The sequence below is a fragment of the Saccharopolyspora erythraea genome, assembly GCF_018141105.1.
Taxonomy (GTDB): domain Bacteria; phylum Actinomycetota; class Actinomycetes; order Mycobacteriales; family Pseudonocardiaceae; genus Saccharopolyspora_D; species Saccharopolyspora_D erythraea_A.
This window is the reverse complement of record NZ_CP054839.1, coordinates 2,725,121-2,748,073: the sequence shown is the minus strand read 5'-3', so window position 1 is coordinate 2,748,073 and position 22,953 is coordinate 2,725,121. Positions and strand designations below refer to the sequence as shown.

The window sequence follows — 22,953 nt, the reverse complement described above, 5'->3', positions numbered from 1 at the left end:
TCGCAGTCCTCGTAGCGGGGTTCGGCGCGGGCGTCAGCGGCCCGGCGGCTGCTCGGCCGCCTCGGGCAGGTCCTGGAGGAACGGGTTGCTCACGCGCTCGCGTCCGATGGTCGTGGTGGGGCCGTGGCCGGGCAGCACGGCGGTGTCGTCGTCCAGCGCGAGCACCTTGGTGCTCAGGCTGTGCAGCATCCGCGCGTGGTCGCCGCCGGGCAGGTCGGTGCGTCCGATGGCTCCGGCGAACAGGGTGTCGCCGGAGAGCACCAGGCGACCGCCCTCGTCGGTGCCGGTGCGGAACAGCACCGACCCGCCGGTATGGCCCGGGGTGTGGACGACGTCGAAGGTGATGCCCGCCAGCTCCAGCCGGTCGCCGTCGGCGAGGTCGCGGACGTCGGTGGGCGCGGGCATGCTCGGCCCGCCGCCGAAGAGCTGGCGCCCGGCGGGCCCGAGCGCCGCGCCCGGGTCGGCGAGCATGTAGCTGTCGTCGGGGTGGATCCAGGCCGGGACGCCGTGCTCGCTGCAGATGTCGCCCGCGGAGAAGACGTGGTCGAAGTGCCCGTGGGTCAGCAGCACCGCGGCCGGGGTGAGCGCGTGCTCGCGCAGCTGCTCGGCCAGCGCGGGCCCGGCCTCCTGGCCCGGGTCGACGATGACGCAAGGCTGCCCGTCACCCCGCGCGAGCACGTAGCAGTTCGCCTGCAACGGCCCGGCCGGAAACCCGAGGACAAGCACGAGGTGCGACCCTTCCCTTCGATTCGGCGCCGGTCGGCTCCGCCCGCGCCCCGGGCGACGCCCCCGGTCACCCGGTCGCGGCCGCCCCGCGCGGCGCGCAGAACCCGGCCCCAAGGTTACCGTCCCCCCGATCTCTCAGGTTCGGGCCAGGCCGCACCCCATAAACTCCCCCGCAACAACATCGATTTCGCCAGACCGGGGAGGGAGCAGTTGCCCAGCAACGAGCAACGTCGGCAGGCGGCCAAGAGGAAGCTGGAGCGGCAGCTGGAGCGCCGCGCCGAGCAGGCCAAGCGACGCCGGACGATCACCATCGGCACCACGATCGCGGTGGTCGTCGTCGTGGTGGTCGGCGTCTTCTACTTCACCAGGACCGGCGGTGAGCAGACCCCCGCGGCGCAGCCCCCGCAAGGGGGCACGTCAGGGCCGTGCGCTTACGCCGCGACGCCCGGCGAACCGGCCGCCAAGCCCGTGTCCGCACCGCCCGACCCGGCCCCGACCCCGGCGCAGGGCACCGAGAACGTCACGCTGCGCACCAGCCAGGGCACCGTGCCGGTCACGCTCGACCGCGCCAAGGCGCCATGCACCGTGCAGAGCTTCGACCACCTGGTCCGGGCCGGCTACTTCGACGGCACCGACTGCCACCGGCTCACCACCGGCGAGGGCCTGAAGGTCCTGCAGTGCGGTGACCCGTCGGGCACCGGCGGCGGCGGACCGGGCTACTCGATCAAGGACGAGCCGCCGGTGGGCCTGGCGCCCGCGCCGGCTCCCTACGACCAGGGCGGCGCGGTGGTCTACCCCCGCGGCACGCTGGCGATGGCCAAGTCGTCGCAGCCCAACAGCGGTGGCAGCCAGTTCTTCATGGTCTACCAGGACTCCTACCTCCCGCCGGAGTACACGGTGTTCGGCAGCATCGGCGAGGAGGGCCTGAAGGTCCTCGACAAGGTCGGCGGCGCGGGCGTGCAGCCGGTCAACGGCGAGGGCGACGGCAAGCCGAACATGCCGGTGAAGATCGAGCAGGCGACGGTGGGCGCGTAGCACTCCTCCGCGCTGAGCGGGGTCGGCGGCGACGTCCGCCGGCCCCGCTTCTTCGTGTCGCGGGTCCTCACCTTCCGCCGGGCCGGTGCCGGGCCCCGGTGCCACACTGGCCTCGTTGCGCGCCCGACTCCGAGGAGCGACCGGTGACCTCTCGACTGAACCCCTACATCAGCTTCCCCGGCAACGCACGGCAGGCCCTGGAGTTCTACCACCAGGTGTTCGGCGGGAACCTCAACATGAACACCTACGGCGACTTCGGCATGGAGGACGCCGGGGTCGCCGACAAGATCATGCACGGCCAGCTCGAGACCCGCAGCGGCTTCACGCTCATGGCCGCCGACGCGCCGCCCGGGTCCGAGCACCGCGCGGGCAACAACATGTCGGTCAGCCTCAGCGGCGACGACGCGCAGGAGCTGCGCGGCTACTGGGACCAGCTCTCCTCCAGCGGCACGGTGTCGGTGCCCCTGGAGAGGCAGATGTGGGGCGACGAGTTCGGGGCGTGCGAGGACCAGTTCGGCGTGACCTGGATGGTCAACATCAGCTGACCGGTCAGGACGCCGAGGTCACGCGGTAGACGTCGTAGACGCCCTCGATGTTGCGGACCGCCTTGAGCACGTGGCCGAGGTGCTTGGGATCGCCCATCTCGAAGGAGAAGCGGCTCACCGCGACCCGGTCCTTGGAGGTCGTCACCGACGCCGACAGGATGTTCACCCGCTCGTCGGCCAGCACCTTGGTGACGTCGGAGAGCAGCCGGTGCCTGTCCAGCGCCTCGACCTGGATCGCGACCAGGAACACCGACGACGCCGACGGCGCCCAGTAGACCTCGACCAGCCGCTCCGGGGACTTGCGCAGCTCGTCGGCGTTGGTGCAGTCGGTGCGGTGGACGCTGACCCCGCCGCCCCTGGTGACGAAGCCGAGGATGTCGTCGCCGGGCACCGGGGTGCAGCAGCGCGCCAGCTTCGCCCACACGTCACCGGCGTCCTTGACCACCACACCGGAGTCGCCGGTCGTGCGGCGGCCCTGAATGGTCGAGGGCGTGGAGCGCTCGGCGATCTCGTCGGCGGCCTGGTCGACCCCGCCGACCGAGGCGACCAGCCTGCTCACCAGGTGGCCCGCCGAGATCTGCTTCTCCCCCACCGCCGCGTAGAGCGCGGTGACGTCGACGTAGTGCAGCTCCCGCGCGACCGCGCCGATGCTCTCGGCCGACACCAGCCGCTGGATCGGCAGGCCGAGCCTGCGCAGCTCCTTGGCGATGGCCTCCTTGCCGGACTCGATCGCCTCCTCGCGGCGCTCCTTGGCGAACCACTGCTTGATCTTGGCCTTGGCCCGCGGCGAGGCCACGAACGACAGCCAGTCCCGGCTCGGGCCCGCGCCCTCGGCCTTGGACGTGAAGATCTCGACGACCTCGCCGTTCTCCAGCTTGCGCTCCAGCGCCACCAGCCTGCCGTTGACCCGCGCGCCGATGCAGCGGTGCCCGACCTCGGTGTGCACGGTGTAGGCGAAGTCCACCGGCGTCGAACCCGACGGCAGCGTGATCACGTCGCCCTTGGGCGTGAAGACGAAGATCTCCCTGGTCGCCAGGTCGTAGCGCAGCGACTCCAGGAACTCGCCCGGGTCGGCGGCCTCCCGCTGCCAGTCCAGCAGCTGGCGCATCCAGGCCATCTCGTCGACCTCGACGGCGGCGTGCCCGTGACCGCCGTTGCGGCCCTTGGTCTCCTTGTACCGCCAGTGCGCCGCGATGCCGTACTCGGCGGTGCGGTGCATCTCGTGGGTGCGGATCTGCACCTCCAGCGGCTTGCCCTCCGGGCCGATCACCGTGGTGTGCAGCGACTGGTACACCCCGAAGCGGGGCTGGGCGATGTAGTCCTTGAACCGGCCGGGCATCGGCTGCCAGAGGGCGTGCACGACACCCATCGCCGCGTAGCAGTCGCGGACCTCGTCGACCAGGATCCGCACGCCCACCAGGTCGTGGATGTCGTCGAAGTCGCGGCCCCGCACGATCATCTTCTGGTGGATCGAGTAGTAGTGCTTGGGCCTGCCCTCGACCCTGGCGGCCAGCCGCGCGGTGTCGAGCTGGCCGGAGAGCTCGTCGATGACGGTCCGCAGGTAGGTGTCGCGCGAGGGCGCCCGGTTGGCCACCAGCCGGACGATCTCGTCGTACTTCTTGGGCTGCAGGATCGCGAAGGCGAGGTCCTCCAGCTCCCACTTGACCGTGGCCATCCCCAGCCGGTGCGCCAGCGGGGCCAGCACCTCGAGCGTCTCGCGCGCCTTGCGGGCCTGCTTCTCCGGCGGCAGGAAGCGCATGGTGCGCATGTTGTGCAACCGGTCGGCGAGCTTGATCACCAGCACCCGCGGGTCGCGGGCCATCGCGATGATCATCTTGCGGATGGTCTCGGCCTCCGCGGCGGCACCGAGCTTGACCTTGTCCAGCTTGGTCACGCCGTCGACCAGGTGCGAGACCTCCTCGCCGAAGTCGCCGCTGAGCCGGTCCAGCGAGTAGTCGGTGTCCTCGACGGTGTCGTGCAGCAGCGCCGCCACCAGCGTGGTGGTGTCCATCCCGAGCTCGGCCAGGATCGTGGACACCGCGAGCGGGTGGGTGATGTAGGGGTCACCCGACTTGCGGCGCTGGTCGCGGTGCTTGTCCTCGGCGACGTCGTAGGCCCGCTGCAGCAACGCCAGGTCGGCCTGCGGGTGCAGCTCCCGGTGCACCGCGGCCAGCGGCTCGAGGACCTGCTTGACCTGGGTGGCACGTTGCGCCGTGATCCGCCTGGCCAGCCGCGCGCGCACGCGCCGCGTCGCCGACGCGGTGCGCGGCTGGACGACCGGTTCGGTCGCCGGAGCAGGGGACTCGACGTCGTGGCTCACCGCACGCTCCCGGGGTTGGCACTTGTCCCGGATCCGTGGCTTTTGACCCGGACATTGAGAATAACGCCGTTCGGGCGACACCCCTTCCCCGGCGTGCCCCCCGGACGGCAGGCGGTCACTCTCTGCTGTGAACCGCAGCCGGCGCTTCTGCCTGACCGATCACCGGGCGTGAGGTCAGACGGTCAACAGGGCGTGCAACGCCACATCCCGGACCTTGTCCCGGCCACCGAGCGCGGTCAGCTCCAGCACCACGGCCGCGGCCGCGACCTCGGAGCCCGCCGAGCGGACCAGCTGGCACGCCGCGTCCAGGGTTCCTCCGGTGGCCAGCACGTCGTCGACGACGAGCACCCGCTGACCGGTGCGCAGCGTGTCGGCGGGCAGCTCCAGCGACGCCGAGCCGTACTCCAGCTGGTAGTCCACCCGGTGGGCGACCTCGGGGAGCTTGCCAGGCTTGCGCAGACCGATCACGCCGGTGCCGTGGGCCTGCGCGACCGCGGCGCCGAGCAGGAAGCCGCGCGCCTCCACCCCGGCCACGACGTCGAAGTCGTGGCCGCGGCCGAGCGCCGCCACGACGGCCGCCAGGGCGCGGCCGTCGGCCAGCACCGGGCTGATGTCGCGGAACAGCACGCCCGGCTCCGGGAAGTCCGGGACCTCCCGGACCAGGCCCGACGCCGCCCGCAGCTCGGCGTCGAGTTCGTCGAGCACCCGCACCGAACCGCTCATGATCGCCGCTTCCTCGACCTGCTCGCCTTGCCCGCGGGCTTGCGGCGCGACTCCGGCCCCTTGCCGGTGCGGGCCGGGCCGCTGGCCGCGGAGGCCATCTCCCGCTCGCGGCGCAGCTCGGCTCGTTGCTCGTCGTCCTCGGCGGACTCGGCGACGTCGCCGCCGGCGGCCTTGCCCGCCGCCCGCGCCCGGCGCTGGCGCACCTTGGCCGCCTGCGCCTTGTACTTCGGGTCGAGCATCTTGAAGTCGACCAGCACCGGCGTGGCCAGCAGGATCGACGACACCACACCGGCGATCATGCCGACCATCTGCACCAGCGCCAGGTCGCGCAGCACGCCGACGCCCAGGATGCCGGCGCCCACCACGAGCAGGCCCAGCACCGGCAGCAGCGCGATGATCGAGGTGTTGATCGAGCGCATCAGGGTCTGGTTGACCGCGAGGTTGGCCGCCTCGCCGTAGGTCCGGCGGGTCAGTCCGAGCAGGCCGCGGGTGTTCTCCTTGACCTTGTCGAAGACCACGACCGTGTCGTAGAGCGAGAAGCCGAGGATGGTCAGCAGGCCGATCACCGTCGCCGGGGTGACCTCGAAGCCGATGATCGAGTAGATGCCCGCGGTCACGACCACGTCGTGCACCAGCGCGATCAGCGCGGCCACCGCCATCCACCGCTCGAAGTAGAACGTCAGGAAGACCGTCACCAGCACGATGAACACCGCCAGGGCGATCAGCGCCTGCTTGGTGATCTCACCGCCCCACGTGCCGCTGACCGCGCTGTCGCTGATCGCCTGCTGGCTGGGCCTGCCCTGCCCGTCGACCGGCTGCAGGTCGTTGAACAGGGTCTGCTTGACCTTGCCGACCTCGTCGACGCTCAGCGCCTCGGTGCGGATCTGGATGCTCTGGCTGTCACCGGTGCCGACCAGCTGGACGGTCTCGGCGGGGCGGCCGGCAGCCTCCCGGAACGAGGTCTCGACCTGCTCGGCGCTGATCGGCCCGTTCGCGCCCGCCGCGGGCATCTGGATCTTGGTGCCGCCCTCGAAGTCGATGCCGAGGTTGAAGCCCTTGATCGCCATCGTGGCGACGCACACCAGGACCAGCAGGCCCAGCGAGACGTACCAGCGCACGCGCTTGCCGACGATGTCGAAGGCACCGGTACCGGTGTAGAGGCGGTGCAAGACGCCGCCGCGCTCGGCGCTGGCGGTGTCGTGGCCCGGAGTCGTCACGGTCACGCCTCCTCGGCGGTGGTCTGCGCTGCGCGCCTGCGGTCGGCGCGGTGCTGGGCGCCCATGCGCTGCACCGCACCGAGACCGGAGAACGCCGGCTTGGACAGGAACTTGTTCTTCGACGCCAGCGCCACCAGCGGGTGGGTCACCAGGAACACCACGACCAGGTCGAGCACGGTCGACATGCCCAGGGTGAAGGCGAAGCCCTTCACCTGGCCGACGGCCAGCACGTAGAGCACGGCGGCGGCCAGGAAGCTGACGGCGTCGGCGGAGAGGATGGTCCGCCTGGCCCGCTCCCAGGCCCTCGGGACCGCCGAGCGGAAGGTGCGGCCCTCGCGGATCTCGTCCTTGAGCCGTTCGAAGAACACGATGAACGAGTCGGCTGTGATGCCGATGGCGATGATCAGACCGGCCACGCCCGCCAGGTCGAGGGTGAAGCCGACCCAGCGGCCCAGCAGCACCAGCACCGCGTAGACGATCGCGCCGGAGAGCACCAGCGACAGGATCGTCAGCAGGCCCAGCAGCCGGTAGTAGGCCAGGCAGTAGACCGCTACCAGCAGCAGGCCGAGGCCGCCTGCGAGCAGGCCCGCCTCCAGCGAGGCGACGCCGAGGGTCGCCGAGACCGTCTCGGCCTCGGACTGGTCGAAGGCCAGCGGCAGCGACCCGTACTTGAGGATGTTGGCCAGGTCGGTGGCGCTCTGCTGGTTGAACTGGCCGGTGATGTTGGCGTTGCCGCCGAGCAGCGCCTGCTGGATCGTCGGCGCCGACACGACCTCGGTGTCGAGGACGAACGCGGCGTTCTGGCCGACGTTGGCGGAGGTGAAGTCCGCCCACACCTTTGCGCCGGAGCTCTTGAAGTTGAGGTCGACCGACCAGCCGGGGTTGCCCTGCGTCGGGTTCGGCGGCGACGCCTGGGCCTGGTCGATCTCCTTGCCCTCCAGGAACACCGGCTCCAGGACGTACTTCTGCTTGCCCTCGCGGTCGCAGGCGACCAGCGGCAGCTTCGGGTCGTCGTTGCCGCGCAGCGGGTCCTCGGCGTTGCAGTCCAGCGCCTGCAGCGCCGCCATTTGCACGTTCGGGTCGGTGCTCTGGCGGGTCTTCTTGGCCTCTTCGATCGGGTCCGCGGGCGCGGGCTGCTGGTTCAGCGCGCTCTGCGGGGAGTTGCCCGCCGGACCCTGCGGCGGTGCCGGGTTCTGGGGCGCGGGCTGGTTGGCCGGGACCATCATGCCGGGCACGACCTTGCGGAAGTTCAGCTCCGCGGTCTGCCCGAGCTGCTTGGCGTCCTCACCGCCCGCGCCGGGGACCGTGATGACGAGGTTGGAGCCGTCGCGGGTCACCTCGGAGCCGCTGATGCCCATGCCGTTGACGCGGGTCTCGATGATCTGGCGCGCCTGGTCGAGCGACTCGTTGGTCGGCGGGCGGCCGTCGGGCGTGCGCGCCGTGAGCGTGACGCGGGTGCCGCCCTGCAGGTCGATGCCCAGTTTCGGGAAGGGCTTGTGGTCGCCGGTGAGGAACACCAGCGAATACAGAGCGGCGACGATCAGCGTGAAGATCGCGAGGTAACGCCCTGGGCGGATCTGCCCGGCCGGAGGTGCCACGGTGCGTCGGTCTCCTGTCCACGGTCGGTGTCGAGGTCGAGCTGGAGCGGAGTCGAGCCCGGCCGGGAGCGCACCGAGGGTGACCAGCGGTGGCGCACCGGACACTCGCGGCTCGGCAGGCGCGTGTCGGGCGGCGCGTGCGGACGCGTCGCACCGCGCGTGCCGAGCATCGGGTGTCCGGCCCGGGCGGGATCAGCGATCATCCACCGCCGTCACCGGCGGTGGATGATCCACAACAACCCATGTCAAGTCTGACAGGCCACGCGGCGGCAGCACTGCGCCGGGTCATCAACGGCGCGTCGACCACCGGACACCGGGCGTGACCCGAGGAACGGCGGCCTGCTTCGGGACGAGCGGCCCGGCCGAGGTGCGACCGGGTGCCCGCGCTCGCCGACTCGCGCGCGCGGCGCGACGGTCAGTTCGTCTTCTGCTGCTGCTCGATCGGCTCGGCGACCTGGGCCTTGGACTCGGTGGCCGACTCCTCGGTGTCCTTCTCAGCGGACTCCGCGGGCTCGTCGTCGGTCGAGGTCGCGGTCTCGGTGGCCGCCTCGGACCCGGTCTCCACCTTCTCGCGCACGGCGGCGCGGACCCAGGTCGTGGTGATGCCGGAGGCGATCTCCAGCTCGATGGCGTCGTCGCTGGTGCTGACCACGGTGCCGAACAGACCCGACGTGGTCATGACCCGGTCCCCTGCGGCGAGCGAGTTCTGCAGTTTCTGCTGGTCCTGCATGGCTCGCTTCTGCTTGCGCGCCTGCAGGAACAGCGGCACCGCGAGCAGGGCGATCAACAGCGGGAAGATCAGGGATGAGAGATCCATCTTGCTCCGTTCGGGGGGCGCGAGCCGGTGACCGGCGTGTAGGGCGCGCCCGAATTGTTCGGATGTACGCCCCCCAGTGTGCCAGTTCCACCGGAGGTAGCGGGGACACTACTACCCGACGCCCACTCGCCCGCGGGAAGCGGGTGCCGCCTCCCGGCGACGCGACGTGATCACAACCAGCTCAACGGCGTTCACGCGCGGTAGTGACTCCGAAGCCGCCGACGCGGTCGGCTTGCGCACGGTGTCACGTGGCTCCGCCTCCCGGACCCGCCCAGCCGATCACAACATCGTCGCTGGTCACACGCCTGCCCGGAGTCGATCCGCTAGCGCTCGTTCCTCGCTTCGCGAACGCTGCGCCGCATCCGGTCGCCACGCGCGGCGCACGCCGGCGCACGGAACGGGGTGGCTCACACCTCGTCGGCGAACAGGCTCCGCGTCGCCTCGCCGGGCGCGTGCTGGGGCGGAACGAGGCCGAGATGTTGCCAGGCCGCGACCGTCGCCACCCGGCCCCTCGGCGTTCTGGCGAGCATCCCCGCCCGCACCAGGTACGGCTCGCAGACCTCCTCGACGGTGGTCGGCTCCTCGCCGACCGCGACCGCCAGCGTCGAGACACCGACAGGCCCGCCGTTGAACGAGCGCACCAGCGCGCCGAGCACGGCGCGGTCGAGCCGGTCGAGACCGTGCTCGTCGACGTCGTAGACCTCCAGCGCGGCGCGGGCGACCTCGATGGTGACCGCGCCGTCGGCACGGACCTCCGCGAAGTCGCGCACCCGCCGCAGCAGCCGGTTGGCGATGCGGGGTGTGCCGCGCGAGCGACGGGCGATCTCGACCGCGCCGTCGTCGCGGAGGTCCACTCCGAGGATGCCCGCCGACCTGCGCACCACCAGCTCCAGCTCGGCCGGTTCGTAGAACTCCATGTGCGCGGTGAAGCCGAAGCGGTCGCGCAACGGCCCGGTCAGCGCGCCCGACCGCGTCGTGGCGCCGACCAGGGTGAACGGCGCGATCTCCAGCGGGATGCTGGTCGCTCCCGGCCCCTTGCCGACGACGATGTCGACGCGGTAGTCCTCCATCGCCAGGTAGAGCATCTCCTCGGCGGGCCGCGCGATGCGGTGGATCTCGTCGATGAACAGCACGTCGCCCTCGGCGAGGTTGGACAGCATCGCCGCCAGGTCGCCGGGGCGCTCCAGCGCGGGACCGGAGGTGACCCGGATCGACGCGCCGAGCTCGGCGGCGATGATCATCGCGAGGCTGGTCTTGCCGAGCCCGGGCGGGCCGGAGAACAGCACGTGGTCGGGCTGGTCGCCGCGGTTCAGCGCGCCGTGCAGGACCAGTTCGAGCTGCTCGCGGACCCTGGCCTGGCCGACGAACTCGCTGAGCCTGCGCGGCCGCAAAGTGGTCTCGACGTCCTGCTCGGCGTTCTCCTGCTGCGGAGCCAGCGACACCTCGTCGCCGGTCGGTCCCGGATCCACCTGGGCATCCTCGTGCATCACGCCACCCACACCGTCACTTCTTCGGGCCGAGCGCCGCCAGCGCCTTGCGCAGCACAGCCGAGGTGTCGGCGACCTCGCCGTCGGTGGCGAGCACCGCCTCGACGCTCTGCTCGGCCTGCTTCGCCGAGAAGCCCAGGCCGACCAGCGCCTCGGAGACCTCCGAGCGCACCCGCCCCCGGTCGGGTGCCTGCGCACCGGCGCCCGCGGTCCCGGCCACCGTACCGACCTTGTCGCGCAGCTCCAGGATCAGCCGCTCGGCGCTCTTCTTGCCCACGCCCGGGACCTGGGTGAGCGTGGTGATGTTGCCGTCGGAGAGCGCGTGGCAGAGCTGGTCGGGGCTGAGCACCGCCAGCGTCGCCAGCGCAAGCCGCGGGCCGACGCCGGACGCGGTCTGGAGCAGTCCGAACAGGTCGCGCGCCTCGGCGTCGGCGAAGCCGTACAGCGTCAGGGAGTCCTCGCGCACGATCAGCGACGTCCACAGCCGCGCCTCCTCCCCGCGCCGCAGACCGGCCAGGGTGGCCGGCGTGGCGTGCACGGCCATGCCGACGCCGCCGACCTCGATCACGGCGTGGTCGAGCCCGACCGACAGCACCGGGCCCCGCACCGAGGCGATCATCGCTGGACTCCTCCTGTCCGCGCCGCCCGCGTGGCGGCGGCCTGCCGCGCGTCCTTCAGACGCGCCTTGTGGTTGCGGGCCAGCGCCGCGGCCTTCGCCTCGGCCTCGGCGAGCCGGCCCGCCATCGGTGCCCGCCAGAGGTGGCAGACGGCCAGCGCCAGCGCGTCGGCGGCGTCGGCGGGCTTCGGGGCCTCGGCCAGCCCGAGGATCTTGGTGACCATGGTCGTCACCTGGCGCTTGTCGGCGCGGCCGGAACCGCTGATCGCGGCCTTGACCTCGCTCGGGGTGTGGAAGGCCACCTGCAGGCCGCGGCGCGCGGCGGCAAGCGCCACGATGCCGGAAACCTGCGCGGTGCCCATCACGGTGCGGACGTTGTGCTGGCTGAAGACCCGCTCGATCGCGACGACCTCGGGCCGGTGGGTGTCCAGCCACTCGTCGACGGCCTCGGCCACGCCCAGCAGCCGGGCGGACAGCTCCTGGTCGGCCGGGGTCCGCGCCACGCCGACCGCGACGCAGGTGACGGAGCGGCCGCGCCCGCCGTCGACCACGCCGATGCCGCAGCGGGTCAGGCCCGGGTCGACTCCGAGTACCCGCACGTCACCACTCCTCGCACCAGCCTGAACACGCGTTCGAACCCTACCGGACCGGCGAGGCGGGCCACTCGCAACGACACGCGCACGCCTCACCCGGCGGTGTGGTACTGGCCATGATCCACCCCAGCACGCCCTGAGGTGTCAGCGGCGTGCCGTCGGGCGCCGACCGTGCGACTCCGGACAGGCCGGTCGTCCCGGCGGTTCCGGCCGGTGACGATCCCCGCCGCGGATCGGCCCGGGACGGAACGGCCGCCGACGATCCTGGGGCGTCTCGGCCGTCGACCGCGCTGGGCCGTTGACGTCCCTGCGCCGTCGCCGGCTCAGGGGCCGTCGGATCCCGGCGTCCAGTTCTCGGGGGCGCCGCTGGCGGTCAGCACCGGCTGGTACTCGGCGAAGCCGCCCGGGGCGTCGTCGTGCCAGGGGAACCTGCCGTCCGGAGTCGCCGCGATGAGCTGCACGGCCGGGAAGTCGCCGTCGCCGTAGACGAGGAAGGCGCTGCCGAGGAACTCCGGGTAGTGCTGCTTGGCGACCTTCTCCACGGTCATCCAGCAGCCGTCCAGGAAGCCGTCGTAGAGCTGCCCCGGCTTGAACCGCTCACCAGCCGCAGCCCGCCGCACGTAGGTGTTGATCACCGAGTGCGCCACGTCCTTGGGCAGCCCGATGGTGACCGCCTCCGGCTTGCCGAACCGGCGCCACGCACCGACGGAGAACGCGTACGCCGCGCCGTGCTCATCCTCCGCCACGTGCATCACCGCGGCGCCGTCGCGTTCCGCGGTGTTGACCAACCAGCTGCGCAGACGTTCATCCGTGTCGACCACGGCGGTCATTCTGCCGATCGGCGCGCCGTGGTCAAACCGCCGCCACGCGTGCGGCGGCGGTCCCGGCGGTGGGTTCGCCCACACCCGCCACCGCCCGGAACGTCCTGCCTACGGGCGGTGCGCGACGCGAGGGAAAGGGCGTGCCGCGCGCCCTTGACTTCGAGCGCTGTAGAGGTCCGAAGCTGGCGGCGACCGCGGGCCCACGACGGGCCCGCCCGCAGCGGACAGGAGTCGCGCATGGACACGACCGTGCCCCGGGAGATCTTCGACACCGCCTACGAGAACGGCACCGCACCGTGGGTGATCGGTGAACCCCAGCCCGCCGTACTCGAGCTGGAACGGACCGGCGCCATCCGCGGCGCCGTGCTGGACGCCGGCACGGGCGCAGGCGAGCACACCATCCACCTGGCCGGGCTGGGCTACGACGTGCTCGGCATCGACTTCTCGCCGTCCGCGGTGGAGCAGGCCCGGGCCAACGCCCGCGCCAAGGGCGTCGAGGCGCGGTTCGAGGTGGCCGACGCGCTCGACCTCGGGACGCGGCAGCGCTTCGACACCGTCCTCGACAGCGCCCTGTTCCACGTCTTCGGCACCGAGGAGCGGCAGCGCTACACCCGCAGCCTGCACGCGGTGTGCCGGCCGGGCGCGGTGGTCCACGTGCTCGCGCTGTCCGACGCCGAACCGGGCTTCGGCCCGCGCATCAGCGACCAGGTGATCCGCGACGCCTTCACCGACGGCTGGGAGCTGGAGGACCTGCGCCCGTCGCGCTACCGGGGCATCGCACGGGGCGACGACGCCGACGGGCTCGGCCTGCCCGACGGCAGCACGACCGACGTCGCCGCCTGGCTCGCGCGGGCGCGCCGCCTCTGAGTCCACAAGGGCCCGACACGCCGACGCGGCGGGGCCGGAGCAACACCGGCACCGCCGCGTCTCGGCCGCGGTCGGCCTGCGCCGACCGCGGAAACTATGCGTTGACCTCTTCCAGGACCTCGTCGCTGACGTCGAAGTTGGCGTAGACGTTCTGCACGTCGTCGCAGTCCTCGAGCACGTCGATCAGCTTGAACAGCTTGCGCGCGCCGTCGGCGTCGAGGGGGACGTTGACCGAGGCCAGGAAGTTGGTCTCGGCCGAGTCGTACTCGATGCCCTCGGCCTGCAGCGCCTTGCGCACGTCGACCAGGTCGGACGGCTCGGTGAGGATCTCGTAGCTCTCGCCGAGGTCGTTGATCTCCTCCGCGCCCGCCTCGAGCACCGCCGAGAGCACGTCGTCCTCGCTGAGGCCGTTCTTCGGCAGCAGCACCACGCCCCTGCGGTTGAACAGGTACGCGACCGAGCCCGCGTCGGCCATCGAGCCGCCGTTGCGGGTCATCGCGGTGCGCACCTCGCCCGCGGCGCGGTTGCGGTTGTCGGTCAGGCACTCGACGAGCACCGCGACGCCGTTCGGGCCGTAGCCCTCGTACATGATCGTCTGCCAGTCGGCGCCACCGGCTTCCTCACCGCCGCCGCGCTTGCGGGCGCGCTCAATGTTGTCCTGCGGCACCGAGTTCTTGCGCGCCTTCTGGATGGCGTCGTACAAGGTCGGATTGCCATCCGGGTCGCCCCCGCCGGTCCGCGCGGCAACCTCGACGTTCTTGATCAGCTTCGCGAAAAGCTTGCCGCGCTTGGCGTCGAGGGCGGCCTTCTTGTGCTTTGTGGTGGCCCACTTCGAGTGGCCGCTCATCTCTCCTCCGTCTGTCTACGACCGCACGACCTCCGCTCGGCGGTCCCGATCAGGACGCGCGGACGGTCTGCACGAAATAGCGGTGCACGCGTTCGTCCCCGCTGACCAGCTCCGGGTGGAAAGCGGTGGCGAGCACGGGCCCCTGCTGAACCGCGACGATCCTACCGGCGGGCGCTGTGACCTCGGACCCATGGCCGCTCGGCGCGACGCTGGCCAGCACCCGGACGTCGGCGCCGACCTTGTCGACCCAGGGTGCGCGGATGAACACCGCATGCACCGGGCCGTCGGTGACGCCGGCGAAGTCCAGGTCGGCCTCGAAGGAGTCGACCTGGCGGCCGAAGGCGTTTCGCCGCACCGCCATGTCGATCGCCCCGAACGGGCGGACCGGCGGGGTGTCCTGCTCCACGCGGTCGTCCAGGACCGTCCCGGCCAGCAGGACCATGCCCGCGCAGGAGCCGAAGGCGGGCATGCCCGCCGCGAGCCGCTCCCGCAGCGGCTCGAACAGTTCGAACCCGTCGAGCAGGCGGGTCATGGTGGTGGACTCACCGCCGGGCAGGACCAGGCCGTGCACCTGGGCCAGTTCCTCCGGACGGCGCACGGGCCTGGCCTCGGCGCCGCTGCGCTCCAGGGCGGTCAGGTGTTCGGCCACGCCCCCTTGCAGGGCGAGCACTCCGATGACTGGTCGAGCTGTGGACACGCCACCCATTGTCCAGCACCCGGTCACGAGGACGAAGCCCGGCCGCGCACCCCCCACCAGCCCACGGCGATGGCCACGACCAGCACCGGGACCGCGTAGAAGGACCAGCGCACCGCCGTCTCCTCGGAGAAGCCGGCCAGCACCACGATGAGACCGAGGAAGCCCAGCACGACCCAGTTGGTCCAGGGCGAGCCGGGCATCCGGTAGCCGGGCCGCTCGACGTCACCGCGCAGCGCCCGGCTGCGCAGCCTGGTCTGGGCGTAGAGGAGCGCGGCCCAGGTGGCGATGACGCCCAGCGAGGAGATCGAGGTGGCGATGTCGAAGGCGTCCTTGGGCACCACGTAGTTCAGCAGCACCCCGACCAGGAAAACCGCGCCGGTGAACAGCACCGCGCCGTAGGGGGCGCGGCGGGAGTTCATCCGCTCGGTGAAGGACGGGGCCTCGCCGCGCTGCGCCAGCGACCGCAGGATGCGTCCGGTCGAGTACAGCCCGGAGTTGCAGCTCGACAGCGCGGCGGTGAGCACCACGAAGTTCATCAGGTCGCCCGCCCAGGGCACGCCGATGCTGGAGAAGACGGTGACGAACGGGCTCTGGTCGCCGTTGTAGGAGGTCCACGGCATGACCATGCAGAGCAGCAGGACCGAGCCGACGTAGAAGACGCCGATCCGCCACACGACGCTGTTGATCGCCTTGGGCATCACCTTGGCGGGGTTCTTGGTCTCGCCCGCGGCGATGCCGACCATCTCCAGCGAGGCGTAGGCGAACATCACGCCCTGCAGGCTCATCAGCACCACCGGCAGCCCGTGTGGCATGAAACCGCCGTGGTCGACCAGGTTGTGCGGGCCCGCCGCGGCGCCGCCGACGTCGGCGGCGGTGACGACCAGGGCCAGGCCGACGGCCAGGAAGCTGACGATGGCCAGCACCTTGATGACGCTGAACCAGAACTCCAGCTCGCCGAACAGCTTCACCGACAGCACGTTGACCACCAGCAGCGCGACCAGGCAGAGCAGCGCGGTCAGCCACTGCGGGAAGTCGGGGAACCACTTGCCGATGTAGATCCCGGCCGCGGTGATCTCGGCGATGCCCGCGCCCGCCCAGTTGATGAAGTACATCCAGCCCGCGGCGAAGCCCGCCCACGGTCCGATGAACTCGCGCGAGTACTCCACGAAGCTGCCCGCGACGGGCTTGTAGAGCACGAGCTCGCCGAGGGCGCGCATCACGAAGAACGCGGCGGCGCCGCACAGCAGGTAGGAGAGGATCAGCGCGGGGCCGGCCTGCTCCATGCGGCCGCCGACGCCGAGGAAGAGGCCGACGCCGATGGCGCCGCCCATCGCGATCATCTGGACCTGGCGGTTGCCCAGGCTCGGCGCGTAGCCCTCGTCGGTTGCCGAGGTGCGGCGGGGCGCGTCCGGTGTGGTGACCAAGGGGCGACCTTCCGTGGTGAGAGCTGGCACGGGTGGGCCAGCTCGTTACGGCATCCGAGGTACCGGTGGGTACTCCCGGTTTGGCTGGGGAGACCCTAATCACCACGTTCAGGCGATCCACGACTGGGGTTAACGAACGCTTACATCCTCGCGAAACACCGAGGCCGGAGGCATGGAACGGCGGCGGGCGGGCGGACCGGAAGTCGGACGAGGCAGCAGCCGGGCGAAGCGGTGGGGCCAGGCGGCGGCGCATCGGTCGACGGACCGAGCGCGGCTGAGCCGAACGGCTAGCGATCAGCCAGGCGCTGGCGACGGTCGTTGCGAAGCACGGTCAGCAACGACGAAGAGCGGCGGTGTTCGGCACCCGTGGCCCGTCCACTGGGCCGGTGATCGAGTAGCCCATCTCTTTCAAGATCCGAACCGCCTCATCCGGAGCGTCCCGGACCAATGTTGCGACCTGCATCCGCCGCCAACGCTCCCGGCCCGATTCGATCGCCTCCTGCGCGCCTTCCAGCCTGTCGAACCGGAACTCGTCGAAAAGCATCTGGAGGAAGTCCTCCATGCACGGGCGCCCACGGGCACCGCTGAGCGAAAGCGGTCGCTTTCGCATGGGTGTCGAGCGGCACGCACTACTTCCCGAGAAGAAAGTCGATTTCGACGAGTTCGTTGTAGATCTCGCGCTCGTCCGGCGAGGCGGTGTGGTCGTCAGCAGCTCTCTTGAACAGCTCTTCCTCATCGAAAGGCAGCGCCGCCAGCAACTCTTCCCTGCGTTGGTTGAGCTGCTCGGCAGTGATCTCGACCAGAGCGACGGTCAGGTCACACCTCCCCGACACCTTCGGTCACTCCTCGAACAGTAGAGTGATCAGCTGACGATGTGGGGCGAGTTCGGCCTTCAGCAGACGAAAGTCACCAGATGGTAGTCGGCGAGCCCGCTTGCGGCCCCTGAGCCGCCCACCCAGGAGACCACCAGACACCGCTCGCCGGGACACCGCCGCGCCGGAATCGGACCCCGGCAGCCGTCCGCCCCAGCTCAGGCTGCGAGTTCGAGGAACCGCAGGCCCGCCGTGGTCACGGCGGCGGCGAGGACCACCACGACGAAGGGGGCCCGCCGCCAGGCCAGGACGCCGCCGACGGCGACCCCGGCGAGCCGGGCCCAGCCCGCGAAGCCGCCGCCCTCGGCCACCGCGCTCGTGACGACGAAGGCGCCGAGCAGGGTGATCGCGGCGATGGACATCAGCCGCTCCCACCGGGGCGAGATCGTGATCCGCCCGCGCAGCAGCGGTCCGGCCAGCCGCATGGCATACGTGCCGCCCGCAAGGGCCAGCACCACTGCCATCGTCATGACTCCTCCTCCCCCTTGCGCCCGCGCGGCAGCGGCAGCGCGGCTGCGACGCCCACGAGCGCGGCCATCACCGGCAATCCCTCCGGCAGGATCGGCGTGCTCACGACCGCGACCAGGGCTCCTACCGCGACGGCGCGCAGCGTCGGGCGGTCGCGCAGCGATGGCACGATCAGCGCGAGCAGCGCGGCGGGCAGGGCCGCGTCGAGGCCGAAGACGTCCGGATCGCCGACCTGCTGGCCGAGCAGCCCTCCAACGAAGATCGACGGCGCCCAGGTGCAGTAAAGGGCGATGCCGGTGAGCCAGTAAGCACGCCGCTTCGCCGCCGGGTCCCGCTGGGCCAGGGCGAAGGCCACCGACTCGTCGACCATCAGGTGGCTGCCGACCAGCCGGGTGAGCGGCCCGCGTGCGAACAGGTCGCCGATCGCCAGGCCGAACGGCAGGTGGCGGGCGTTGAGCAGCAGGCCGCCGACGACCGCGGTGACCGGCGCCGCGCCCGCGGTCATCAGCCCGACCGCCATGAACTCCGAGCCGCCTGCGAAGATCACCGCCCCCATCAGCGTGATCATCCATAGCGGGATGCCCTTGCTCACCGCGATGGCGCCGAGGGAGGCGCCCACGATGGCCATCGCCGCCGCGATCGACAGCACGTCGCGCAGGAGCTTGTCGCGCCAGATCCCTCGGGAACCGGGTCGCGTTCGCTGTAACGAACTCACAGTCCGGTATAGTGAACAACGTGCCCCTTGTTCGTCAAGTCGAACACAAGGACCGGTGAAACGAACGACGATGAGCACCACCGAAAGCACCCCGCTGGAGATCATCTCCGCCGCGCTGCGCCGCGAACGCGACCGCGTCGGCCTGTCGCTCACCGAGCTGGCCAAGCGCGCCGGAATCGCCAAGTCCACGCTCTCGCAGCTCGAGTCGGGCGCGGGCAACCCGAGTGTGGAGACGCTGTGGGCGCTCGCGGTCGCCCTCGGCGTGCCGTTCACCAGGCTCGTCGACCCGCCGACACCGCAGGTGCGCATCGTGCGGGCCGGCCAGGCCACGTTCGTGCGCTCCGAGCAGTCCCCGTACGCAGCAGCGCTGCTGTCGTCGTGCCCGGCCGGCGCCCGCCGGGACCTGTACCTGCTGGAACTGGAACCCGGCGGGGTCCGCGACGCCCAGGCTCACATTCCCGGGACGGTCGAGCACGTCGTGCTGACCGCGGGACGGATGCGGGTCGGCCCGGAGTCGAACCTGGTGGAGATCGGCCCGGGCGACTACGTGTCCTTCTCCGGCGACGTGCCCCACCAGTACGAGGCGCTGGAGCCCGGCACCACCGCCGTACTGGTGATGGAGCACGTCTGAGCCGCGGCCCGGCCGGGGCGCTCACTCAGGGCGCGGCAGGTAGGTGCCGAACGCCCAGTGGTTGCCCTCGAAGTCGCGGGCACCGTACTCGCGCGAGCCGTAGTCGGTGTCGCCGAGCTCCCTCGTGATCTCGGCGCCCGCCCCGCGCGCCCGCTCGTAGTGCGCGTCGATGTCGGGCACCCACACGTAGACGGTCCACTCCGCCTTGAGCGGGTCGGGATCGATCACGGCACCGGAACCGCGGGCCGCCGAGCCGAACATGATGGTGCCCGCGCCCAGACCCATCTCGGCGTGCGCGATCGTCCCGTCCGGTCCGGGGACCGAGAAGCGCTGCTCGAAGCCGAACGCCTCGTGCAGCCACTGCCAGGCCTTGGCCGCGTCCGCGTAGCGCAGCGCGGGGAAGATGTTGGGTTCGCCGCTCATGACCACTCCTTCTCGCCGGGGCCTCCGGTTCGGCCCGATGTGCACGACGTTAGGAGCGGGGCGCGGTGGCGGGCTTGGACGAATCTGACCTATTCGGCGGGCTTGGGCAGCTCCAGCCGCATCTCCTGGCACCACACGCTCGGAGTGGTACCGGTGAGCAGGCGGAAGTCCCGGTTGAGGTGCGCTTGGTCGCTGTAGCCGCAGTCGAGCGCGATGTCGCCGATGCGGTGGCCGCCCCGCTCCAGCAGCCGGATCGCGCGTCCGCAGCGCAGCACCCGCGCCAGCGTCTTCGGCGTGACCCCGACGTGGTGGCGGAACTGCGAGACGAGGTAGCGGTGGCTGCACCCCAGGTCGTCGACCAGGGCGGCGATCGGGATGCGCCCGTCGGTCTCCCGCAGGCGGCGCCAGGCCCACGCCGCGGCGGGCGACGGCGGCCTGCCGCGTTCGAACAGCGCGGGCAGCAGGGCGTCGAGGAGGTCGAAGCGCTCGGTCCAGCCGGAGGCGTCGGCGAGCCGCTCGACGAGCAGTCTCCCGGTGCGGCCCAGCAGGTCCTCGACGTCGCTGACCGGATCGGCGAGGCCGTCCATCGGGACGTCGAACAGCCGCGAGGCGCCGAGCGGCGTCAGCGTCATCTCCAGCCCGTGCTGCTCGCCGGTGTACTCGGTGACCGCCCAGGTGTCGTCGACCGGGGCGACGAAGCTGGTGAGCTCGCGGCCGCTGCCGCCGCGCGGGTCGCTCACCGCGATCTTGGGGCCGAAGCTGAGGATGATCGTGACCTCGCCGGTGGGCACCTCCCGGCGCCGCACCGGGACGACCGAGCGCTCGCGGTAGCCGATGTAGCGGGTGACCAAACCGCGCAACGGCGGGGCGGGCTCGCGCAAGGCCATGTGCCACCAGCCGTGCTCGGACTCGTCGGCCAGCACCCGCATCCCGGACATGCGGCTCACGGTAACGGCTGCCGGCCCGCCCAGCAGCGGTTTCGACACCGCCCTGGACAAGGCGCTACCGGGGCCTGGCCGACACCGACGGCACCGGCCAGGCACACCGGCGTTGTCAGCCGGCGAACTCCGGCAGCCGGGCGGCGATCTCCTCCGGCGATGGCATGGCGGCGACCTCCTGCGCCAGCGCCCGCACCGGTGCGTCGAACTCGCTGCCCTCCAGCAGCTTGCGAGCCCCGTCGGCGATCGCCTCCGGGCTCAGCTCGCCGGGTTGCAGGCTCAGCGCCGCACCGCCGTCGACGACGGCCTCGGCGTTGTTGAACTGGTCCGCGCCCTGCGGCGTCAGCAGCTGCTTCACCCCCGCTCCCAGCGCGCCCAGCGTGGTGCCGGAACCACCGTGGTGCACGATCAGGTCCAGGTGCGGCAGCAGGTCGGCCTGCGGCAGCCACGACACCGCGGTCACGTTCTCCGGGAGCTGTCCGAGCGCCGCGGCCTCCACGAGCCGCCCTCCCGAGACCAGCACCCGCACGTCGAGCCCGGAGAGGCCCTCGATCGCGGTGCTCAGCACGTCGGCGGTGCCGAACGCGGTCCCCAGCGTCAGGTAGACCAGCGGGCGGTCCCGTTCGCCGACCACCTCGGGCAGCTGGCCGGGTTCGGCGAAGGGCACCGGACGCAGTTCGACGCGGTCGCCGGTGGCGCGGAAGTCCGGGCCCTGCAACGACGGCGGGTAGATGTCCAGGTACGGGTTGCCCAGGATGTTCGCGTAGCGATCCGGGACCGTCTCGCCGATCTCCGCCGCGAGCTCCCCGAGCGATCCCGCGATCCTGTCACCGAGCCCGGCGGAGACGACCCGGCCGAACCCGTGGCAGAGGCCGGGAATGCCCGCCCGCCTGGCGGCGAGCCCGGCGCCGGGGTTGCCCGCCTCGTGCACGACGAGGTCGAAGCTGCCCGGCGTCACGACGTCACGGAGGTCGGCGAGGAACCGGCGCGGCAGCGCCGAGCCGAAGACCCCGGCGATGACCCGCTCCTGCGCTTCCGGTCCCTCCTTGCGGGGATCGGTGACACCCGCGGCCTTGCTCGCGATGGCGAACGCCTCCGAAATCGGCATTCCCGCGGCGACGGGTTCGAGGTCCAGCGCGGTCAGCACCGGGTGGAAGTCGGCCCCGGTGGCGTAGACGACCTCGTGCCCGGCCTTGCGCGCCGCCGCGGCGAGCGGGAGCAGCGGGTAGGTGTGCCCGTGTGTCGGAAGACTTGAGAACAGAATGCGCACCGTTGAAGCCTAAGGCGGGCCGCCCGCCGGCAGTGCGGGTTTTTCTGGTTGCCGCCGTTGGGGATTCGTCACTGCGAACGGAACGGAAATCAGCGGGGCGAGCGCGTAAAATGCGACTGTCGCGATATCGCCCTGTTTGTGCCGACTCCGCCGTTGTTCCCGGATCCACCGCTGCTTCCGGATCGGCCGTTTCGGCTGGTTTCCGGCGGATGCGCCGGGCCGGTGCGACCGCGACGGTCGCACCGGCCCCACGACGCTCAGGTCACCAGCCGCGCTTGGCGTAGCGCTGCTCCTGCTCCAGATCGTCGACGTTGATGCCGACCATGGCCTCGCCGAGACCGCGCGAGACCTTGGCGATCACGTCCGGGTCGTCGTAGAAGGTGGTGGCCTTCACGATCGCCTCGGCGCGCTGGGCGGGGTTGCCGGACTTGAAGATCCCCGAGCCGACGAAGACGCCCTCGGCGCCGAGCTGGCGCATCATCGCGGCGTCGGCCGGGGTGGCGATGCCACCGGCGGTGAACAGCACGACGGGCAGCTCACCGGTCCTGGCGATCTCGCGGACCAGCTCGACCGGGGAGCGCAGCTCCTTGGCCGCGGCGTAGAGCTCCTCCTCGCCGAGCACCGACAGCCTGCGGATGTCGGCGCGGATCTGGCGCATGTGGCGGGTCGCCTCGACGACGTTGCCGGTGCCCGCCTCGCCCTTGGAGCGGATCATGGCCGCGCCCTCGGAGATGCGCCGCAGCGCCTCGCCGAGGTTGGTGGCACCGCAGACGAAGGGCACCGTGAAGGCCCACTTGTCGATGTGGTGGTCCTCGTCGGCGGGAGTCAGCACCTCGGACTCGTCGATGTAGTCGACGCCGAGCGACTGCAGCACCTGCGCCTCGGCGAAGTGCCCGATGCGCGCCTTGGCCATCACCGGGATGGACACCGCGCTGACGATGCCCTCGATCATGTCCGGGTCCGACATCCTGGCCACGCCGCCCTGGACGCGGATGTCGGCGGGCACCCGTTCCAGCGCCATCACGGCCACCGCACCGGCGGCCTCGGCGATCTTGGCCTGCTCGGGGGTGACCACGTCCATGATCACGCCGCCCTTGAGCATCTCGGCCATGCCGCGCTTGACGCCGTCGGTTCCGGTCACCGGCTGCGCGGTGGGGCTGCTGGCGGAGGTCTCGGTCACTGTCGGCCTTTCTCGAAGTCAACGCCTTGCGCTACCAGGCTAGAGCCGAACTGGACCACTCGCGCAGTCCACTACACCGCATTCCTGGTAGTCCACTTCCGCTCCCCCGTGCGCGACCCCGTC

The 22,953-nt window shown here is 71.5% G+C and carries 25 protein-coding genes; 4 read left to right on the top strand and 21 right to left on the bottom strand.

Annotation, left to right across the window (positions count from 1 at the left end; all coding sequences use genetic code 11):
- Positions 1–33 precede the first annotated feature (33 nt).
- Positions 34–726, bottom strand: a complete 693-nt coding sequence (locus tag HUO13_RS12825; RefSeq protein ID WP_211901604.1) for an MBL fold metallo-hydrolase — start codon at positions 724–726, stop codon at positions 34–36.
- A 210-nt stretch (positions 727–936) separates the two neighbouring features.
- On the opposite strand from HUO13_RS12825, the gene HUO13_RS12820 reads away from it, so the two are divergent.
- Both HUO13_RS12820 and HUO13_RS12815 read left to right on the top strand, forming a co-directional pair.
- A complete protein-coding gene (locus tag HUO13_RS12820) occupies positions 937–1,761 on the top strand; it encodes a peptidylprolyl isomerase (RefSeq protein ID WP_211901603.1) in 825 nt (274 codons plus the stop codon).
- 143 nt (positions 1,762–1,904) lie between these two features.
- Positions 1,905–2,306 (top strand): VOC family protein, encoded by a 402-nt coding sequence (locus HUO13_RS12815; protein WP_211901602.1) that lies wholly within the window; start codon positions 1,905–1,907, stop codon positions 2,304–2,306.
- A gap of 4 nt (positions 2,307–2,310) precedes the next feature.
- Here the strand turns inward: HUO13_RS12815 and HUO13_RS12810 are convergent, their stop codons facing one another.
- The 9 genes from HUO13_RS12810 to HUO13_RS12770 form a co-directional block, all read right to left on the bottom strand.
- Entirely contained in the window at positions 2,311–4,626 is a 2,316-nt protein-coding gene (locus tag HUO13_RS12810; protein ID WP_211901601.1) for a RelA/SpoT family protein, read from the bottom strand.
- Positions 4,627–4,800: 174 nt separating this feature from the next.
- Complete coding sequence (locus HUO13_RS12805) at positions 4,801–5,349, bottom strand: adenine phosphoribosyltransferase (protein ID WP_211901600.1); 549 nt, start codon at positions 5,347–5,349, stop codon at positions 4,801–4,803.
- On the bottom strand, positions 5,346–6,572 hold the full coding sequence (secF, locus tag HUO13_RS12800) for a protein translocase subunit SecF (protein ID WP_211901599.1): 1,227 nt from the start codon (positions 6,570–6,572) through the stop codon (positions 5,346–5,348). Before secF ends, HUO13_RS12805 begins: the two co-directional genes overlap by 4 nt.
- Positions 6,569–8,164: a protein translocase subunit SecD gene (gene secD, locus HUO13_RS12795; RefSeq protein WP_211901598.1), complete on the bottom strand. Its 1,596-nt coding sequence runs from the start codon at positions 8,162–8,164 to the stop codon at positions 6,569–6,571. The genes secF and secD overlap by 4 nt, the downstream gene beginning before the upstream one ends.
- Positions 8,165–8,579: 415 nt before the next feature.
- Positions 8,580–8,981, bottom strand: coding sequence for a preprotein translocase subunit YajC (gene yajC, locus HUO13_RS12790; protein ID WP_211901597.1), 402 nt, complete (start codon positions 8,979–8,981; stop codon positions 8,580–8,582).
- Positions 8,982–9,388: 407 nt separating this feature from the next.
- A complete protein-coding gene (gene ruvB, locus HUO13_RS12785; protein ID WP_211901596.1) occupies positions 9,389–10,468 on the bottom strand; it encodes a Holliday junction branch migration DNA helicase RuvB in 1,080 nt (359 codons plus the stop codon).
- A gap of 16 nt (positions 10,469–10,484) precedes the next feature.
- A complete protein-coding gene (ruvA, locus tag HUO13_RS12780) occupies positions 10,485–11,087 on the bottom strand; it encodes a Holliday junction branch migration protein RuvA (RefSeq protein ID WP_211901595.1) in 603 nt (200 codons plus the stop codon).
- Entirely contained in the window at positions 11,084–11,683 is a 600-nt protein-coding gene (gene ruvC / locus HUO13_RS12775) for a crossover junction endodeoxyribonuclease RuvC (protein ID WP_211901594.1), read from the bottom strand. The genes ruvA and ruvC overlap by 4 nt, the downstream gene beginning before the upstream one ends.
- A gap of 317 nt (positions 11,684–12,000) precedes the next feature.
- Positions 12,001–12,507: a DUF4262 domain-containing protein gene (locus HUO13_RS12770; RefSeq protein ID WP_211901593.1), complete on the bottom strand. Its 507-nt coding sequence runs from the start codon at positions 12,505–12,507 to the stop codon at positions 12,001–12,003.
- Positions 12,508–12,735: 228 nt separating this feature from the next.
- Between HUO13_RS12770 and HUO13_RS12765 the strand changes: the two genes are divergently transcribed.
- Positions 12,736–13,365 (top strand): class I SAM-dependent methyltransferase, encoded by a 630-nt coding sequence (locus tag HUO13_RS12765; RefSeq protein ID WP_211901592.1) that lies wholly within the window; start codon positions 12,736–12,738, stop codon positions 13,363–13,365.
- 94 nt (positions 13,366–13,459) lie between these two features.
- On the opposite strand, the gene HUO13_RS12760 is transcribed toward HUO13_RS12765, so the two are convergent.
- The 7 genes from HUO13_RS12760 to HUO13_RS12730 all read right to left on the bottom strand — a co-directional run bounded on the left by HUO13_RS12760 (position 13,460) and on the right by HUO13_RS12730 (position 18,388).
- Complete coding sequence (locus tag HUO13_RS12760) at positions 13,460–14,212, bottom strand: YebC/PmpR family DNA-binding transcriptional regulator (protein WP_211901591.1); 753 nt, start codon at positions 14,210–14,212, stop codon at positions 13,460–13,462.
- A 49-nt stretch (positions 14,213–14,261) separates the two neighbouring features.
- On the bottom strand, positions 14,262–14,918 hold the full coding sequence (gene pdxT / locus HUO13_RS12755; protein WP_211901590.1) for a pyridoxal 5'-phosphate synthase glutaminase subunit PdxT: 657 nt from the start codon (positions 14,916–14,918) through the stop codon (positions 14,262–14,264).
- 14 nt (positions 14,919–14,932) lie between these two features.
- Positions 14,933–16,333 (bottom strand): amino acid permease, encoded by a 1,401-nt coding sequence (locus HUO13_RS12750; protein ID WP_211901589.1) that lies wholly within the window; start codon positions 16,331–16,333, stop codon positions 14,933–14,935.
- A gap of 331 nt (positions 16,334–16,664) precedes the next feature.
- The gene (locus tag HUO13_RS12745; protein WP_211901588.1) at positions 16,665–16,877 is read right to left on the bottom strand and encodes a hypothetical protein; all 213 of its coding nucleotides are present in this window, start codon (positions 16,875–16,877) and stop codon (positions 16,665–16,667) included.
- Positions 16,878–16,962: 85 nt separating this feature from the next.
- Positions 16,963–17,166, bottom strand: a complete 204-nt coding sequence (locus tag HUO13_RS12740) for a hypothetical protein (protein WP_211901587.1) — start codon at positions 17,164–17,166, stop codon at positions 16,963–16,965.
- Between the two features lie 197 nt (positions 17,167–17,363).
- Positions 17,364–17,675 carry an AzlD domain-containing protein gene (locus tag HUO13_RS12735; protein ID WP_211901586.1) on the bottom strand — a complete coding sequence of 104 codons (312 nt, stop codon included), beginning with the start codon at positions 17,673–17,675 and terminating at the stop codon, positions 17,364–17,366.
- Positions 17,672–18,388 carry an AzlC family ABC transporter permease gene (locus tag HUO13_RS12730; RefSeq protein WP_249124733.1) on the bottom strand — a complete coding sequence of 239 codons (717 nt, stop codon included), beginning with the start codon at positions 18,386–18,388 and terminating at the stop codon, positions 17,672–17,674. Before HUO13_RS12730 ends, HUO13_RS12735 begins: the two co-directional genes overlap by 4 nt.
- Before the next feature lie 70 nt (positions 18,389–18,458).
- On the opposite strand from HUO13_RS12730, the gene HUO13_RS12725 reads away from it, so the two are divergent.
- The gene (locus HUO13_RS12725) at positions 18,459–19,019 is read left to right on the top strand and encodes a helix-turn-helix domain-containing protein (protein ID WP_211901584.1); all 561 of its coding nucleotides are present in this window, start codon (positions 18,459–18,461) and stop codon (positions 19,017–19,019) included.
- 21 nt (positions 19,020–19,040) lie between these two features.
- Here HUO13_RS12725 and HUO13_RS12720 read toward each other — a convergent pair whose 3' ends face one another.
- The 4 genes from HUO13_RS12720 to pdxS form a co-directional block, all read right to left on the bottom strand.
- Complete coding sequence (locus HUO13_RS12720; RefSeq protein WP_211901583.1) at positions 19,041–19,442, bottom strand: VOC family protein; 402 nt, start codon at positions 19,440–19,442, stop codon at positions 19,041–19,043.
- Positions 19,443–19,531: 89 nt separating this feature from the next.
- Positions 19,532–20,380: a helix-turn-helix transcriptional regulator gene (locus tag HUO13_RS12715; protein ID WP_211901582.1), complete on the bottom strand. Its 849-nt coding sequence runs from the start codon at positions 20,378–20,380 to the stop codon at positions 19,532–19,534.
- Between the two features lie 115 nt (positions 20,381–20,495).
- A complete protein-coding gene (locus tag HUO13_RS12710) occupies positions 20,496–21,650 on the bottom strand; it encodes a glycosyltransferase (RefSeq protein WP_211901581.1) in 1,155 nt (384 codons plus the stop codon).
- A 262-nt stretch (positions 21,651–21,912) separates the two neighbouring features.
- Complete coding sequence (gene pdxS, locus HUO13_RS12705) at positions 21,913–22,830, bottom strand: pyridoxal 5'-phosphate synthase lyase subunit PdxS (protein WP_211901580.1); 918 nt, start codon at positions 22,828–22,830, stop codon at positions 21,913–21,915.
- Positions 22,831–22,953 lie beyond the last annotated feature (123 nt).